27 protein-coding genes are annotated in these 15,547 nt (G+C 41.3%); all 27 read left to right on the forward strand.

What is annotated here, in order from left to right; genetic code table 11:
- Positions 1–92 precede the first annotated feature (92 nt).
- The 27 genes from ACG1BZ_RS09270 (at position 93) to ACG1BZ_RS09400 (ending at position 15,544) form a co-directional block, all read left to right on the forward strand.
- On the forward strand, positions 93–368 hold the full coding sequence (locus ACG1BZ_RS09270; RefSeq protein WP_413665359.1) for a hypothetical protein: 276 nt from the start codon (positions 93–95) through the stop codon (positions 366–368).
- 85 nt (positions 369–453) lie between these two features.
- A complete protein-coding gene (locus ACG1BZ_RS09275; RefSeq protein ID WP_413665360.1) occupies positions 454–903 on the forward strand; it encodes a hypothetical protein in 450 nt (149 codons plus the stop codon).
- Between the two features lie 102 nt (positions 904–1,005).
- Positions 1,006–1,308, forward strand: a complete 303-nt coding sequence (locus tag ACG1BZ_RS09280) for a hypothetical protein (RefSeq protein WP_413665361.1) — start codon at positions 1,006–1,008, stop codon at positions 1,306–1,308.
- Between the two features lie 543 nt (positions 1,309–1,851).
- The gene (locus tag ACG1BZ_RS09285; protein WP_413665362.1) at positions 1,852–2,373 is read left to right on the forward strand and encodes a hypothetical protein; all 522 of its coding nucleotides are present in this window, start codon (positions 1,852–1,854) and stop codon (positions 2,371–2,373) included.
- A gap of 87 nt (positions 2,374–2,460) precedes the next feature.
- Entirely contained in the window at positions 2,461–2,781 is a 321-nt protein-coding gene (locus tag ACG1BZ_RS09290) for a hypothetical protein (protein WP_413665363.1), read from the forward strand.
- Between the two features lie 95 nt (positions 2,782–2,876).
- Positions 2,877–3,263: a hypothetical protein gene (locus tag ACG1BZ_RS09295; RefSeq protein WP_413665364.1), complete on the forward strand. Its 387-nt coding sequence runs from the start codon at positions 2,877–2,879 to the stop codon at positions 3,261–3,263.
- Between the two features lie 109 nt (positions 3,264–3,372).
- Positions 3,373–3,756, forward strand: coding sequence for an SMI1/KNR4 family protein (locus ACG1BZ_RS09300; RefSeq protein WP_413665365.1), 384 nt, complete (start codon positions 3,373–3,375; stop codon positions 3,754–3,756).
- A 634-nt stretch (positions 3,757–4,390) separates the two neighbouring features.
- Entirely contained in the window at positions 4,391–4,744 is a 354-nt protein-coding gene (locus ACG1BZ_RS09305) for a transposase (protein WP_413662312.1), read from the forward strand.
- Positions 4,696–5,583, forward strand: a complete 888-nt coding sequence (locus tag ACG1BZ_RS09310) for an IS3 family transposase (protein ID WP_413662311.1) — start codon at positions 4,696–4,698, stop codon at positions 5,581–5,583. The genes ACG1BZ_RS09305 and ACG1BZ_RS09310 overlap by 49 nt, the downstream gene beginning before the upstream one ends.
- 484 nt (positions 5,584–6,067) lie before the next feature.
- Positions 6,068–6,361 (forward strand): hypothetical protein, encoded by a 294-nt coding sequence (locus tag ACG1BZ_RS09315; RefSeq protein WP_413665366.1) that lies wholly within the window; start codon positions 6,068–6,070, stop codon positions 6,359–6,361.
- A gap of 109 nt (positions 6,362–6,470) precedes the next feature.
- Entirely contained in the window at positions 6,471–6,779 is a 309-nt protein-coding gene (locus ACG1BZ_RS09320; protein ID WP_413665367.1) for a hypothetical protein, read from the forward strand.
- A 96-nt stretch (positions 6,780–6,875) separates the two neighbouring features.
- Positions 6,876–7,223: a hypothetical protein gene (locus tag ACG1BZ_RS09325; protein WP_413665368.1), complete on the forward strand. Its 348-nt coding sequence runs from the start codon at positions 6,876–6,878 to the stop codon at positions 7,221–7,223.
- Positions 7,224–7,323: 100 nt separating this feature from the next.
- Positions 7,324–7,605: a hypothetical protein gene (locus ACG1BZ_RS09330; protein ID WP_413665369.1), complete on the forward strand. Its 282-nt coding sequence runs from the start codon at positions 7,324–7,326 to the stop codon at positions 7,603–7,605.
- Between the two features lie 118 nt (positions 7,606–7,723).
- Positions 7,724–8,251, forward strand: a complete 528-nt coding sequence (locus ACG1BZ_RS09335) for a hypothetical protein (protein ID WP_413665370.1) — start codon at positions 7,724–7,726, stop codon at positions 8,249–8,251.
- A gap of 66 nt (positions 8,252–8,317) precedes the next feature.
- Positions 8,318–8,653 (forward strand): hypothetical protein, encoded by a 336-nt coding sequence (locus tag ACG1BZ_RS09340; RefSeq protein WP_413665371.1) that lies wholly within the window; start codon positions 8,318–8,320, stop codon positions 8,651–8,653.
- A gap of 219 nt (positions 8,654–8,872) precedes the next feature.
- Positions 8,873–9,253, forward strand: coding sequence for a hypothetical protein (locus tag ACG1BZ_RS09345; protein WP_413665372.1), 381 nt, complete (start codon positions 8,873–8,875; stop codon positions 9,251–9,253).
- Between the two features lie 116 nt (positions 9,254–9,369).
- Complete coding sequence (locus tag ACG1BZ_RS09350; protein ID WP_413665373.1) at positions 9,370–9,981, forward strand: hypothetical protein; 612 nt, start codon at positions 9,370–9,372, stop codon at positions 9,979–9,981.
- A gap of 95 nt (positions 9,982–10,076) precedes the next feature.
- Positions 10,077–10,436 (forward strand): hypothetical protein, encoded by a 360-nt coding sequence (locus ACG1BZ_RS09355; RefSeq protein ID WP_413665374.1) that lies wholly within the window; start codon positions 10,077–10,079, stop codon positions 10,434–10,436.
- Between the two features lie 154 nt (positions 10,437–10,590).
- Positions 10,591–10,842, forward strand: coding sequence for a hypothetical protein (locus tag ACG1BZ_RS09360; RefSeq protein WP_413665375.1), 252 nt, complete (start codon positions 10,591–10,593; stop codon positions 10,840–10,842).
- A gap of 844 nt (positions 10,843–11,686) precedes the next feature.
- A complete protein-coding gene (locus ACG1BZ_RS09365; RefSeq protein ID WP_413665376.1) occupies positions 11,687–11,953 on the forward strand; it encodes a hypothetical protein in 267 nt (88 codons plus the stop codon).
- Positions 11,954–12,110: 157 nt separating this feature from the next.
- Positions 12,111–12,386, forward strand: a complete 276-nt coding sequence (locus tag ACG1BZ_RS09370) for a hypothetical protein (RefSeq protein ID WP_413665377.1) — start codon at positions 12,111–12,113, stop codon at positions 12,384–12,386.
- 340 nt (positions 12,387–12,726) lie between these two features.
- Positions 12,727–13,047, forward strand: a complete 321-nt coding sequence (locus tag ACG1BZ_RS09375; protein ID WP_413665378.1) for a transposase — start codon at positions 12,727–12,729, stop codon at positions 13,045–13,047.
- Complete coding sequence (locus ACG1BZ_RS09380; protein WP_413665379.1) at positions 13,040–13,918, forward strand: IS3 family transposase; 879 nt, start codon at positions 13,040–13,042, stop codon at positions 13,916–13,918. The genes ACG1BZ_RS09375 and ACG1BZ_RS09380 overlap by 8 nt, the downstream gene beginning before the upstream one ends.
- Positions 13,919–13,930: 12 nt before the next feature.
- Entirely contained in the window at positions 13,931–14,239 is a 309-nt protein-coding gene (locus ACG1BZ_RS09385; RefSeq protein ID WP_413665380.1) for an SMI1/KNR4 family protein, read from the forward strand.
- An 84-nt stretch (positions 14,240–14,323) separates the two neighbouring features.
- Positions 14,324–14,698 (forward strand): hypothetical protein, encoded by a 375-nt coding sequence (locus ACG1BZ_RS09390; protein ID WP_413665381.1) that lies wholly within the window; start codon positions 14,324–14,326, stop codon positions 14,696–14,698.
- A gap of 84 nt (positions 14,699–14,782) precedes the next feature.
- A complete protein-coding gene (locus tag ACG1BZ_RS09395) occupies positions 14,783–15,031 on the forward strand; it encodes a hypothetical protein (protein WP_413665382.1) in 249 nt (82 codons plus the stop codon).
- A gap of 99 nt (positions 15,032–15,130) precedes the next feature.
- Positions 15,131–15,544, forward strand: coding sequence for a DUF4279 domain-containing protein (locus ACG1BZ_RS09400; protein WP_413665383.1), 414 nt, complete (start codon positions 15,131–15,133; stop codon positions 15,542–15,544).
- Positions 15,545–15,547 lie beyond the last annotated feature (3 nt).

Raw genomic sequence — 15,547 nt, forward strand, 5'->3', positions numbered from 1 at the left:
CCGTTGCTTGGCTTATGGGCTGGCCACTACGCTAGCGCAACACCAAACAACTACAAAGCCATAGCTGTTGGCGGAGTTAATTTAGAAATACGATGAAATACACATCCGGTGAATCAGTAGGGTTATACGATATTGTCGAAAACAATGAAGGTGGAACCTGGATTCAAGCTACAGTCGTTTATATTGCTGAAACAAATGAGGCAGCAAAAGAATGCCAATGGCTTCTAGACGAAAAACCTAAGTGGGCAGAAGGTTCAATTGCTATTTGTTGGAATTACCTTCAAGAGCCAGAAACTATCTGCGATAGACTTTTGTTCACTGATGCAGAAAATAACAATGAGCTTAGGTTTATCAGGAGGCAAAGTTAACAAGCACAGGCACATTTTCCCTACGGGCTGGACTCATTTCACTCGCCCGGGCTATGAACGTTATGAATACCAGGAGAGTTGAGTATTGAATCCCAATAGACCAACAATGATTGCTATAGACCATGATGACTATCATGCAGAGCACATAGGAAGAACCAAGGATAGGTTTCAGTTTTTTTTGACTACCCCATTTGAGCCCGCGCGTGGGGGGGCTGAAGGTTGTGAATATATTGCACTTTTTAAGTTTGATTTAGATGGAAATTTAGTAGACTACACTATTGATACTTTAGGGCCAAGAGGCTCGTACGATGTTGAGGATAAAAGATCGAAATACCTTTCTCGTTTAGAATCGTTAGGCGAGGTCGAGTTTCAGAGAATTGAGGTTAAGCCTTTTTCGGTAATCCACAATAGTGTAGATATTGGTCTAATTGTTCGAGAACCGGAAGACGAGGATGATATATGGGCTGTTGAGTTGATCCCCGGCAATTTTATGGCATTCTTTGAGCCTTGGGATAGTGGCGACTATGATACGTAGCGCATTTATAACAAAGGCAGTCAGCAACGTGCCTTCGGCACTCGACAGCTTTTCCGCTGTGCTCCAAAGCTGCGGCTGCTACCGGCGTTTTGAGCGATGAGTATGGATCCGTTAGAACAAGGGCTAAATCTAAAAGATGATATTAGCGAAGAAGATGGAAACATCCTTGCACTAGAGATTATTAGGTCTGAACATTCAAATCATAGTGGTTCGGTCTCGAATATAGTGTTTGCTCTATATAATATCGGACAGTACAGACTGACGGGCGCTGGGTACTCAGAGGAAGCTAGTGACGAAATTACTGATTGGATAGAAAAGCACTTTGATCGAAATGATGCATCTTCTGATAAATTGGCAGAGCTCCTATTTGAGTTGACATCTAAGAAGTCAGACGAATTAGTCTAAAAGCTTTTTTCAAAAATAAAAAGCGAGAACTTGCGGGCAACCTTACTTGAAGGTTTATCGTACAAAGGCTCATAGCAACGTGCTTTGGGGTAAACCTACGCCACGCTTCAGCTTGCCCCAAAGCACGGCGTTAAGTGCCAAAGAGAGCGATCGCCAAGATGACTATACCCAAAAGAGTGCTGATAGGAATGTTTCTGCTTTTGCCCTTCGTGCCGGCATTGGTAACATTGCCCATGCATTATATTTTCGGTGTAAAGTCAGGTGTTACTAGCCTTATAGTTTGTGTGCTGGGGGTTGTGTTAGGCTCCTATTGCTATCAGCTTTACCGTCGTAACTGGGAGTTTACAGTGGTCTATTTTTGCGTAGCAGGGTTTGTAGCCTGGTATTCAATTATTTGGGGGGCTTGCTATATCTTTGATGATTGTATTTAAGTTAACATTTAGCAAGTACAAGCAGGCTGCTACGTGCCTTTGGTCCTTCGCGGGACGGCCTACACTACGCTCCAGCCGCCTCTGTTGTAGCCGTTAGCCATACAAGGAAGCTATGAAATATTTTCACATATTAATTGGAATATTCGCGCTACTATCCCAAAGTGCTTTTGGCTGTTCGCCAATACAAAATCAGCTTTTCAAGCCGAATGAAGATGAGTATAAGTGGCATACCGACCAAGCTACTGGGTATGTAGTGAGGCCTCCAAAGCTTGAGGTTACAAGCATAAAAGTAGCCCGAGGCTTGGGAAGCGACGGTGTAAGCTGTATTGATGCCGGCTCGGTCACCATCACCGTAGTTATACCAGAGACATCACCTTTCAAATTTTCAGAGCTAGGCATTTACTTTAAAGTTGTGCAGGTAATCGATGGGGAAAATGTATTAATTGGTCATCAGTATCCTTTTAAGCCTCTGGAAGAGACTGGGAAGGAAGGCGTCTTTAAAATGTCATGGGTTGATGGCGCTCCTAAAAACCAGAAGATTATTAACATGCGAGTAGAGGTATTTTCCCTAACCCATCACTTAGAAATAGGTCCTTCTACTGAGTTTTTAATTGAGTCCAAACCAAATGGCTAACAAATCCAGCCGGAAGGACCAAAAAATCGCCGCTTCGCTTTGGTTTTTCGGCCTCTGCTGGCGGTGATAGATTCACTTGGAGAGATTATGCGCATAGTCATAGCAACAATATTCAGTCTCTTTTTTATTGCCAGCACGGCACGCGCTGACTCACTAAAGCGCGCAGACAAAGAAGACATTGAAATGCTACTGAGTGCAGCATCTGGTAATAATTCTGCCTATTGGGCTTCCTATATTGGCAACTCTAGAGGCCGTGTTTACATACAATATGAGTCAGCAGTTCATTCTAGTAGCTTATTTACCGATAAAATGAGTCATGTTATATATTGGATTCCCGAATCGGAGTTATCAGCAAAGGAGCTAGCTAAGTTTGTTGAATATAAAAATAGATATGAGCCAGCAAAGTAAATCTAACCTGCAGCAGCACGTTGAGCACAGCTTCGTTGTGCCAAACTGCTTCGCAATTTTTTAGCCCGTGTGCTGGGCGTTACATGCCATAAATTATGAGTGTCTATGAAGAAGAATTAGAAGGCAGAGAGTTCGACTGGTTCGCTATAGATAGTGAAGGATGTATCGGTTTATTCTCTACCGCTGGCGAAGGAACAATTCCAAGCCCAGTAATGAATGCTTACTCTGAGCATGATAATATTTCAGAACAGCTCGAATCGCCCAATTGGGGGAGCCCTGAAGTTTGGTCAGATTATGTTGCACTGGGGTTATATGTCTACGATTGGAGCATACCAGTTGGGCCGTATAAACAAGTACGTGTACCGTCTAAAGCCATGAACGACCAACTCAAAAAAAAGTTATTAAGCATGGGTAGTCTTTATACTTTTCCTATTAAGTTTTCTGAGCTAAAGGAGATATCCTGCGAGCTGCTCAGTATGTAACAACTGGGTGATGTTCGTTCCAGCGACTGCGTGGCTTCCTCTGGGCGGGTCACGCTACGCGCGGCCCGCCGCACACCAAGGACGTTATACGTGAGTAATACACAAACATATGAAAAATATAATTAATACAATTAATAATGCCTTTGACATTGAGTTACCATCTTTCTATACCGATGCTCTTATAAATTATCCATTTCTACCATCTGATGATCCGGATCGTATTGAGGGGCAGCTTGTAAAAGACCTAGACTGGCTTGTAAAAACTAATCGGAAGCTTCGTGAAGATGGTTTCTGTTATCAAGATTATTGGCCAAATTATTTTTTCGCAATAGGCTTCGACGGCTTCGGAAATTATTATTTTATCAATTTGCGTCAACAAGATACTTCTATATATATTGCAGACCATGAAGAAGATTTTAATCACAAAGAAATTTCAAATATGGAGCTAGCTTCAAACATTGAAGAATATATCAATGACTGTCTTGAAGAGTAGAAAATTTTGCCCGAAAGCATATAACAAAGCCATTAAATACGTTCCGGCCAAAAACGACCTCTACCGGAATGCCTGCACGTTGCTTCGGCATCCTTTTATGGTGGCATTATGCATCATTATGAACTACCGAAAACGTGAAATGGAAAAGCTGAATTTAAACACTCGATGGCTGGATTCTGAGCATTCGTAGAATACTTACGACTTTGCTACTAAATACAGCGCTACTGATTACTGTGGTCTAAATGGTGGGGCAGTGTCATCAATTTCTAGGCTTGAGATTGAAAGTGAGTCTGTTGCAAAAAACTGGTTAAAGGAAAAGTTGAGCGATGAAGGAGCTGTGCAAGTAGTATTTAGCGAGAGTGAAGACCTTGTTTTGTAAAGCCGGATCTTTTTAGAGTTGCGGCAGGATATATTTTTGCCTGCTAGAGATGACACTATGGTGTTACATAATAATTCAAATACGGTTGTGTTTTACTGCCACGAGAATGAGCTTGAAGTGGGGCAGAGAAAAGTATAACAATAAGGTCAACGTCGCCTACGGCGAAGCCTCCCAACTTAAGGTAGGGTCTACTTTAGGGGGGAGAAACCTTCCCCCATTGAGTAGACGCCTACCTTTTGAATAGGGTAGGAAAAAATGCCGAAAATACTGAGTGAAGAGCGAGTTGTTGAATATTCAACAGAATTCAAAGTTAGAGTGGTAGCTCTCACTAATCAACTGAAAGTAGATACGACTACTATCGCCAACATTATTGGTTTGCATCCAGTAATGGTGTATAGATGGCGACAGGAAAGTAGAGAAGGCAAGCTGGTCGAGAAGCCCAGTCGTAGAATAAGTATGACAAAAACAACGAAAAATCGGTCTCAAACCGATGATAAAGAGATAAGACGTCTAAAAAAGCAGGTCGAGAAATTGCAAAAGGAGAATGATTTCCTAAAAAAGTGGGAAATGTACCTGAAAGATCCAAAGCTGAAAGATTCTCGTTCATAGCTCTTAATCGATCAGACTTTGGTGTCAGGTACTTATGTAGATACTTGAATGTTTCACCCCAAGGGTTTTATAAGTGGCTCAATCGAGATGAGAGCACTCGTGACATAGAGAATAGGCGAATTCTAGGGTGTATCGAAGCTATCTATACACAGCATGATGGTAATTATGGAAGTCCAAGAATTAGCGCAGAGCTGAAAGCTAATGGTGAACGAATAAATCACAAACGCGTTGAACGCCTTATGAGAGAGGCTGGAATCGTGGGGAAAGCTGGAAGGATCTATCGTCGACGCCCTTTGCCTGGAAATCCTTATATTAAGGTTGAAAACCTACAAAGAGAGCATGGTATGCCGAGTAAACCAGACTCTCAATGGGCTGGTGATGTAACCTATCTGAAGATCAATGGACAATGGCAATATTTAGCTGTGATTATTGATCTTTACTCCCGGAAAGTGTTGGGTTGGGAGTTGTCGGATACTCGAACTGTTGAGCTAACACTGTCAGCGCTAAATAAAGCTGTTCGTCGCAGAAATATAGAATCAGATCTAATATTTCACAGTGACCGAGGTTCTGAGTACGGTGCTTATGCATACCAAAGTCGACTCAAAGAACTGGGTATTGAGCCGAGCATGAACCGTCCAGGATTTATGAATGATAATGTGTATGTAGAATCATTTTTTCAAACACTGAAAACTGAGAGTTTCAAAGGATTTAATTTTGAATCCGTTGAGGAACTAAGAGCTAACTTAGCTTGGTATCTTGATAGGTACTATAACTTTAAAAGAAGACATGGTTCACTTGGGTTCAAAAGCCCAGATGAATATGAAAGAATGGCCGCATAAGATGAATATAAGGTGGCGTCTACTTTAAGGGGGGAGGCTTCGGAGGCTTCCCGCGCTGCGTGCTTCAGCCTGTACTTGCAGCGTTAGGTTTCCATCTTTACGGAAAGCAAAAAATGAGCACGTTGAAAACTATCATCATAATATTTCTGTTTGTTTCTATCTAGAGATGTGTTTCAATTGAAGAAATTGATTTCAAAGAGAATAATTTAGTCAAGCCATATCGATGTTTAGCAACAAAAACTAGAACTATCATTTATAGAACATGGAATACATGTCCAATGCTATCCAAGCATCCTGTAGTGCTTTTGGGCTCAGGTAGCTGGAAAATCGTATCAAATCCACAAGCTTCATTTATTAAGTTTATGGACAGCAAAAGCAAATATTTGGATAAAAATAAGCGTAGGTGTGAGATTCCATCGGTCTCGGGGAGAGTCAAATCGCTGCTTTTTTTGTCTGACCTATGCGGGGGGTATGTGTAATTGATATGGAATTCGAAAATCTACCTTTACATGATGCTATTCTTGAAGAGATTGGTTATTCTTGGGGTCTAAAAAGAGCTGTACTTAGCGGAAAGCTAGTATCAAATGTCGGCTCAAAATTTCAGTTGGTATTTTCTAATGTCTTACAGATGCATGTCTCAAACGAAGAAAGCTGGGGGCCATCTAATTCCATTAGCGATCTCGACTCAGACGGAACTAGTTATGCCATTAATATGCAGTCTGGTGATCAGGTTACGTTACATGCCTCAGGTTTCACATATGCCGCGAGCACAACATAACAATCCCAAGCAGGGTGCTCCGGGTCTGCGGCCCTCCGCGGGATGACTTCCACTTCGCTTCAGTCGCCCCTGTTGACGCGTTATGTTTAGTTTTCAGAGTAAGCAAAGGATGAAAGAAAAAAAGCTTTACGAATTTGGCCCTAACTGGGAAGCTACACGCATTGCTATCGAGCGTAAAGGCCACGAAAGGATACTTTCGTTCTCAGTGGAATTCGAAAAAGAAGGTGAGGTTGTCGAGCTAGAGTTTTTGGGGCCAAAGGATATTGATAGCTTGCCAGAACTAATAGATGTTGAGCATGTTATTGTGTTGCAGGAAATTAATAGCCAAAGAGAGCTTGGTACTATTAAATTAGAGTTCCTAGGCGAGTGCTGGCAGGAGATTTGGTGTGATTCAGTTTCGAAAGTTGGCCAAACATAACAAAGCCAGGGACGGCCGCCAGCAAAGCTGGCTGGGCCTACAATCCGCTGCTTTGCAGCTCAATTTCGGCCTCTGTTGGCTGCGTTAACTGTCTTTATGAAATTAGATCGCACAAAAGAATTAATACACTGCTCAATCAATGAGGCAGAGCCTTATGAAGCTTTAGCTCATGTATTGGAATCTGCGATAGAACTGGTATTGATTCCAGATAATGACTTTTGTTGGTCTTCATGGGATGACTCTGAAGAAGCAACTAAAGAAATTCAGAAACTACTTAATATGGTAAAATTGTATGCTTTGCCAGAGAGAATTGAAATCGCTGTTCTCTTTGCAATAACTGGACCATTACAAGAAGTTAGCTTAAGTAGCGGCTGGGCCGAGCCATTTTTTAAAGTAGCTGAGAAATATGATCAAGTAGAGAAGTTATTATGGCCAAACAGTTAACAAGGGTAGGTAGCGTCGTCAGCGCAAAAAGCGAGTTGGCTGGACTAGCTACACTATGTTTAGCTCGCCGTTGCTACCGGTATTATGTTTACAAGAAGATATGCACATCGAACTCTTAAATGAATATGGAAATGAGCTTGCTAAGAGAATGGTAGGTGATGAAATCAAGGAGTACGACTTTAAAGGTATCCTAGATTATGTTTTGTATCAGCGGGATAATGCTAAGTCATACAAAAAAGGGTTCATCACCAGCGAAGAGTTAGCTACCTTAATTTTACAGCATCTATACACCGCACTAGCAATAATATACAAGCTAAGCCTTGAAGAGTTGGATGTGAAAACTGCTGATATTCATAAAAAAATTCATGAGTCTATTAAATAGAAATAGGAATAAACATAGCAAACTAATCATGAAGCTGCTTCGCAGCTGGGACCTCCATTCCAGCACTTCATTTTTATATTACGACCCTATATTTGGGTGTTAGAAGATTAAAGTAAATATGAAGGGAATTGTTAATATTTTCGTGTCGGCTGTTTTGGCTGGTTGTGTAAAAATTGGATACAATGAGCCCATAAGTGGGCCGTTAGCTCAAATTAACGTTTCAATAAATGAATCGGATTTTCAATATAGTCATAATGTTCCGGTATATAGACATACAGATAATTGTGATACACCTGTGAATAGCTTGATTGGCCTTATTAATTCAATGACTGTTGGTATACCCGAAGTCGACACCGTGTCATTTAATGTCCAAGCAAGTAAAAAATTTTCTTTTTCTGTACAAGGTCTTGTACGTCAAGCTCCTGGTTTTGGTCCGAATCCAATCAGTTACAAAACTTTATATTGTCGAAATATCATTGATATTGAGCCGCTGGAAGGGCGCACCTATTCCATAGAGTTATCCCATAAAGGTGGTAATTGTGATGTCCGGGTTATGAGAGACAGTTCTCCAGTCCCTTTATCGGGGAGTGAAGTCAGTATTCGACAAGGTTGTGAACTTCCATTTTTAACAATGGTTGTCCCCTAACAAATAAAGTTACAGGGCGCAACAAAGCTACGCCCATGCTTTAGGCAATATGTGAAAGGAAACATCGTGAACTTAAAAATAACCCGAGTTAATAGCTCATGGGTAGATCAAGCTAGATCTCATAGACTTTACATAAACTCTAAGAAAGTTGCTGATTTGAGAATCGGCGAGGAATATGAGTGTTCTTTACCAGTCGGAAGCCATACCATCCAAGCAAAATTGGATTGGTGTAGCTCCGGTAAACAGGAGTTTACAATTAAAAGCTCTGAACATGAGAAGCATATAATATTTGGTACAGTGCCATCTAATCCAATATCTATGCTTTACCATATGTTTGTTGGTATAAATAAATATATTGCTTTCAAACAGGTAAATAAAAATGAGATGGAACCACTCACATAACAAGCTGCGGTAAAATGAAGCCAAGAGTTCCGTTCAACCAAAAACCACTGTACCCTTGTCGCTTTTGCGTAGGACGTTCGGTGTCATATGAATCTCGTCCATCTTAAGATAATACTTTGTTTAATTCTATCTATGGCACTAGTAGGTTGTGTACCAACTCTGCAACTTCAGAATGAAGCTTCTGAGCGTTATTTTAAGTCGCTTGACTTCGAGGACCCTATGTTAGAAGCAAATATAGCAAGTGGCGTGCTAATTTTGGTACGAGCAGTCTATGTCCAAAGAGATAACCGAGAGCAGCTATCAATCTATCTAGGTTGCGATTTCTTAGAACCCCAACGAGCCAAGCTTGTAGCAGCAGAACTTGTGGACTCGAGCGGCATAAATCTGGAAGCTGGCGAAATAGATCTGGACTGTCCAGATTCAAAGTTAAAAGTAAACTCTCTAAAAGGGGGTGGTTATATTCATTTCTACGGAGAAACTATTCCTAAATTAACGCTTGATAAAAATCTTTTACTACTTGTATCAATCAAAGCTAAAGATACAATCTGTGAGCTTAATCTACCTTTAACAACCTCTAAGGTGTGGGTATGGCCAACTTAGGCAACTTCGTGGTAGGAGCACCTAAAAAGCACCTGCAAGCCGCCCATAAAAAGCATGGTTTGGACTCGCAACAAGTTGCTCGTCGTTGTGGTGAGCGTTAGTTTTCAGGGGGTATTGTGCGATTAGCAATCTTATTAATAAGCCTCATTATTTCTGGTTCTGCTTTATCAGATACGGAAGGCAGTAAGTATTTTGTCTTTATCGGGCAGAGGATAAGCCTTGAACCTGTGCCACCAAAGGAAGGCGAAGTACTATTCGATAGTCAGTTTCTCGCGACCTACAGAATAGTTGATCCATATCGGGGTGCATATCAGGGTAGTGAAATTGAATTTACGGTTTTCGATCATTACGGAAGGCCGCCTTTCTCTAACTATGAGCATGTTCTTCTGTATGTCGTGAAGCATGATGGTCGCTACTATCACTCCAAGTATCAATTCACCCCAGTTTACAAAACTAAATCTGGGAAATGGGCTGGCGCATATGCTGTTTATGACTATACCCACTCATATAATGAGAACACGAAGATAAAGCCAGTGAGGATCGAGTTCTCTGAACCGGTGGTAATTGATATAACGGGCTATGAGAAAGAAGATATCATCAAATGGTTCCCTGAGCCTTACTACAAAATAGAGGGAGGTTCCGCTGTAGCAGTTTACGGCAACTATATCGATGAACTATTTCTTTTAAAACAAAATGGTGTTTTAAAAGCTCGCGGGGACTTTCAGTGAAAAAGCTAAAAGGCAAAGGCAGTATTGCCCAGCGGGCTGGACGCGCTAACGCGCGCCGCTGCTTTGGGTGTTATACGGAAAATGGAAAATGAGCAATGAAACTTAGTTATGCATTTTTTTTACTCGTAGTTTGTGCAGCGGGATGTGTTTCTCAAAATAAAAATGGAGAGATAATTGGAAAATTGGATTTTGAAACGTCCACAGAAGTTAGCTCAAACCATATCGCAGTGCTATCTATTTTTAAGCGCAATCTGATAAAGTCTACATATGAGGAAGTTTCTGAGAAAAAATTAAATCCAGACGGCTCATTTCATTTTTCCGAGCTTGAAAGAGGTCTGTATTCAGTAGAAGTCAGGAAAAGTGGTGGTTTAGTACCTCTTGTGGGTAGAATTGTTGAAGTTGCGAATGAGCCTGTTGTTATACGGTTGCTAGTCCGAGCCTCTCTGCATGAGTAGTCGCATAACAAAGGCTGTATGCTACGGCCCTTTGAGCTTCCGTGGGACGTTTTACCGTGTGCACCTTTTGCGCGGGTCACTATGCTCCCATTTTCGCGCAAAACGTGCATAAGGTTAGCCGTGGCCGAGCGCGGTATAATGTGTCGGAGGTAGAATGACGAGAATCATTTTTAGCTTTGCTGAAGAGTTAAATCGACAGGGAAGCTTGCCGCCCAAAGCATTTCGAAGGGATGTACCGATATATGCGCTGGTTAGTACGATGAACAATATAGTTGGTTGCCATTTTTCTGGGAATGATGGGCCTGTACCAATTCTTAAAGAGCGAGCGCAACAGTTCATGGAAGAAAATCAAGTAACAGAGGAATCCGAAATCTATTACAAAATTGCGCAAAACCTAACTGTATAGTTGCATACATAACAAATTTAGGGCCCGACGTCTAAGGCGCAGAGACTAAAAGTGTTATGTTTCGCATCATGGTTGAAGAAAAATTAAAGATCGCATTGCTTGAAGCCCCTAGTTTTTTTCTGACTCGGGGCATCTTCGAATGGAAGCTTGAAATCCTAGGGCAGTAAATAAAATAGAGAGAAATGACTTTAGCTTTATAAAAGATCTGTAGATTAAATATGCACAAACTTGTAATATTAACGATTTGCTGGTTACAGAATATGTAGCTGAAGATAAAGTAAATAAGCTAAACACCCAGTTAGCAGAGGCTGCAAATAAAATGTTTGCTTTACTAGAAAGAGTAAAATGTGAAAAAACATAACAAGCAGCAGTATGGTTGACCGTAAACTACATAGGCTGAACGGCCTACGCTTCGCTTCGATCGCCCGTGTGCAGAGTATTAACCTCCTTCATAAATTATGAAACTTTATACGGTTATGATGGATTTTGAAGATCGCGCTAGGGTCATTGAGCACGTGGAGAGCTCGAATGAGATAGACGCGCTTCATAAAGTGTTATTCCAAGCTGAAGCATTAGAGCACCATGATAAGAAAGCGATAGAAGATACAATCAAGACATATCTGCGGGTTACCCATATAGCTATGGGTTACAAAGGAGTTTGGATCTGGCATCATTGTAATTTTGAAAACGAAAAAGTCTAAGATATATACGGTGGGTCTATCGTACAAACTGATAAATATTGGGCTGCCCGCGAGGGTAGCAGTTAACAGGCAAAGGAGCGGGTGCTTCGCACCGCTGCATTGGACGTTATGCGTCCAAAAATTCAGAGTGAAATGGAGTTTCAATGATGAAGTCTAAAAATGTTTCAATTCTAACAGCTTTGGCTTTCGCTACGATTGGTGTTGTGGCAGGTGTTCAAGCTTCACAAGATAGTTCTGATAATATTGCTGATCTTAAGGCGCAATTAAATAGTAATGAAAAACAAATTAGTGAGCTGAAAGAGAAAATTGAAAATCTCGAAGCTAGATTGGGCAATGTGGAAGTTGGTTTGGGTAAAACTCAATCAGAACTCGAGTGGAAAGTGCAGCCTTTGGCTTCAGCGATCCAATAGCCTACCGGGGCGCGTCATGGATATCCAGGCAATAAAGCCGGCGGTCAATTCTGCGTACCTTTTGCGAGGTCGCCACGCACCAAATATTGCACAAAAGGTGCGCAGAATTGGTCGCATCTGATTACAGCCTAATACAGCAAAAGGATTTGGAGATTGTATGTCTAAAAGAACCACAAACAATGTAGTGGCGAGCGTTTGGTTTGTTCTTGCGTTTATAGTCTTTATGTTTGTTCCATTTTCAATTTATCAAAAAGGAACCGTCCTAATTTCTCCAGCACTTATTGGGATAGGTGTATTACTGGTTTTCATGGGAAGGCAAAGAACACAAAAGTGGCAACTACAGGGCGAAAAGTTTAACACCATTATTAGGTATATAGGTTTTACTACGAGTTTCTTAGCTTGTTTAAGCATCATACTCGGAGGTATTCACTAGCTTGCCGTATGCTTAACACGTCTACCACTGCGTATCACACTGGCACAATAACGCAGCGGCGCTTCGCGATTGTGCCGCTACCTAACCGCCTGTTAGTTTAGCATTATTGTGGCGGCCAATTTTCAGGTGAGTAGTAGTTTTTACAAGCATCAATCTCTTCCAGAATGCACTTTTTCACAAGGTTCTCCTTTGAATTGGCACCCCAGTTTGGTACAAGCTCTTTTGTACTAAGTCAACAAGTTCTGCAAACTAACTGCCACACTGTGGAGCACCAATCGGAAAGTTAAGGAAACCTTCCCCCATTGGGTAGACGCCTACCTTTTGAATGGGGTAGGAAAAAATGCCGAAAATACTGAGTGAAGAGCGAGTTGTTGAATATTCAACAGAATTCAAAGTTAGAGTGGTAGCTCTCACTAATCAACTGAAGGTAGATACGACTACTATCGCCAACATTATTGGTTTGCATCCAGTAATGGTATATAGATGGCGACAGGAAAGTAGAGAAGGCAAGCTGGTCGAGAAGCCCAGTCGTAGAATAAGTATGACAAAAACAACGAAAAATCGGTCTCAAGCCGATGATAAAGAGATAAGACGTCTAAAAAAGCAGGTCGAGAAATTGCAAAAGGAGAATGATTTCCTAAAAAGTGGGAAATGTGCCTGAAAGATCCAAAGCCGAAAGATTCTCGTTCATAGCTCTTAATCGATCAGACTTTGGTGCCAGGTACTTATGCAGATACTTGAATGTTTCACCCCAAGGGTTTTATAAGTGGCTCAATCGCGATGAAAGCACTCGTGACATAGAGAATAGGCGAATTCTAGGGTGTATCGAAGCTACCTATACGCAGCATGATGGTAATTATGGAAGTCCAAGGATTAGCGTAGAGCTGAAAGCTAACGGTGAACGAATAAATCACAAACGCGTTGAACGCCTTATGAGAGAGGCTGGAATCGTGGGGAAAGCTGGAAGGATCTATCGTCGACGCCCTTTGCCTAGAAATCCTTGTATTAAGGTTGAAAACCTACAAAGAGAGCATGGTATGCCGAGTAAACCAGACTCTCAATGGGCTGGTGATATAACCTATCTGAAGATCAATGGACAATGGCAATATTTAGCTGTGATTATTGATCTTTACTCCCGGAAAGTGTTGGGTTGGGAGTTGTCGGATACTCGAACTGTTGAGCTGACACTGTCAGCGCTAAATAAAGCTGTTCGTCGCAGAAATATAGAATCAGATCTAATATTTCACAGTGACGGAGGTTCTGAGTACAGTGCTTATGCATACCAAAGTCGACTCAAAGAACTGGGTATGGAGCCGAGTATGAATCGTCCAGGGTTTATGAATGACAATGTGTATGTAGAATCATTTTTTCAAACACTAAAAACTGAGAGTTTTAAAGGATTTAATTTTGAGTCCGTTGAGGAGCTTAGAACCAACTTAGCTTGGTATCTTGATGGGTACTATAACTTTAAAAGAAGACATGGTTCACTTGGGTTCAAAAGCCCAGATGAATATGAAAGAATGGCCGCATAAGATGAATATAAGGTGGCGTCTACTTTAAGGGGGGAGGCTTCTATTGGTTTAGGAGCCTTGCTCACACTCGATCCATTAGAAAGTAAAGAGAATGTTATTGAGTCACTTTCAGTATTGAGAAGAGTTCATGGTGTTTCAAAGCATTATCTTCCCATTGTTGTGGGTGGGGGCGGTGACTATCTTTGCTTCGATTACTCAGAGAGTGAAAACAACCCAAAGGTTGTATTCTGGTTTCATGAGCTTGAAACTGATGCAGCAATATTCCCGGTGGCCAATTCGTTCACAGAGCTCCTATTTATGTTGAAACCACATGATGACTAAAGGCATAACAATGGAAGAAAAATCGCCCAGCGCACTGGACACACTAATGCGCGCCTTTGCTTGCGGTGTTAGTGTTTAATGGTCATGAAAAGAATAGTTGAGGAAAATACAGAAGACTTTCTTGATAGCATTTTCCGGTTAGAGGGGGGTAATGTTGAGAGGGTCGATATTCGTTTAGATGAAGACTACATCTTCATAGAAGCGTATCCTGAGGGAGTTTCCGTAAGATGTTCAATGAGGTTGGTTGGTGTTCAGGAGTATAGAATTATCAATCCTACTGGTATAGAGTTTCTTGGGATATCTGGTTATCCGAATAGTCTTGAAGTGGTCTGGCAAGACTCAAGTGTTTTGGTAGCTATTGGTGCAAATGAGTCTAGTCAAGATTTCGACTCCTTGAAAAATTGCAACTTTTACATCCATGCCAATGAGTTATATGCAGATGTTCAACCTCAACACTAGCAAACGCAAGCACGCGCCCCGTTTTCCGCTACGCTCCAAACTGCCTGGTGTTACGGGCGTTAGAGTTAATAATTGGGTGAGATAATGAGAGATCCTCAACGGATACATGAAGTATTAGAACTCTTAGATGAAATCTGGATGAGAGATCCAGATATGAGATTTAATCAATTAATTTATAATCTACAGCGAGACTTTTCCCGCATAAATGGTGGCGTTGGTGAAATAAGAGAGATAGAAAAAGATGGTTTCGCTAGGGTGGGCTTTGACCTATTCAATCTAGAAGACGATCAATTCATTAGCTATTTAAAGAATGTCGCAGTAGATGGTTTTTAAGGGATTCAAGCCTAACCAGTTCAGCTATGTACGCCGTGTGGACTGGACACGTCGCTTTGCTCCTCGCCCATACTGCAGACGTTGTAATTCTCAAATCTTATGAATGATCATCAAACATACGCATATTTTTATGCTAGAGATTTTAAGTGTTCTCTCGAGTCAATTTCCAAAATATTGGATATCGAACCAACGCATTTTTGGTGCGAGGGAGAGCTGTGGGGTCCAAATAATGTACGAAAACGCAAAGATAACTTTTGGTCCTATCGTACTTTAGAATCTTCCGATGATTACTATACAAATGTACATTTCAAAGAGTTGTTGGAGCTACTAGAGTCACGAAAAGAAAGGCTTATACAGTTGCCAGGTGAGGCTCGTATTGGTATCACATATGTGTCTACGTATTACTATCCAAACATGGCAGTGATACTTGAAAAAGAACTTTTGCAAAGAGTCGTTACTTTGGGTTTGGCATTGAATTTCGATATTTACTCTTTAGTCAGTTCCGATGAATAGAAG

Origin of the sequence: Microbulbifer sp. CNSA002 (assembly GCF_047324085.1) — a bacterium.
Taxonomy (GTDB): Bacteria; Pseudomonadota; Gammaproteobacteria; order Pseudomonadales; family Cellvibrionaceae; genus Microbulbifer.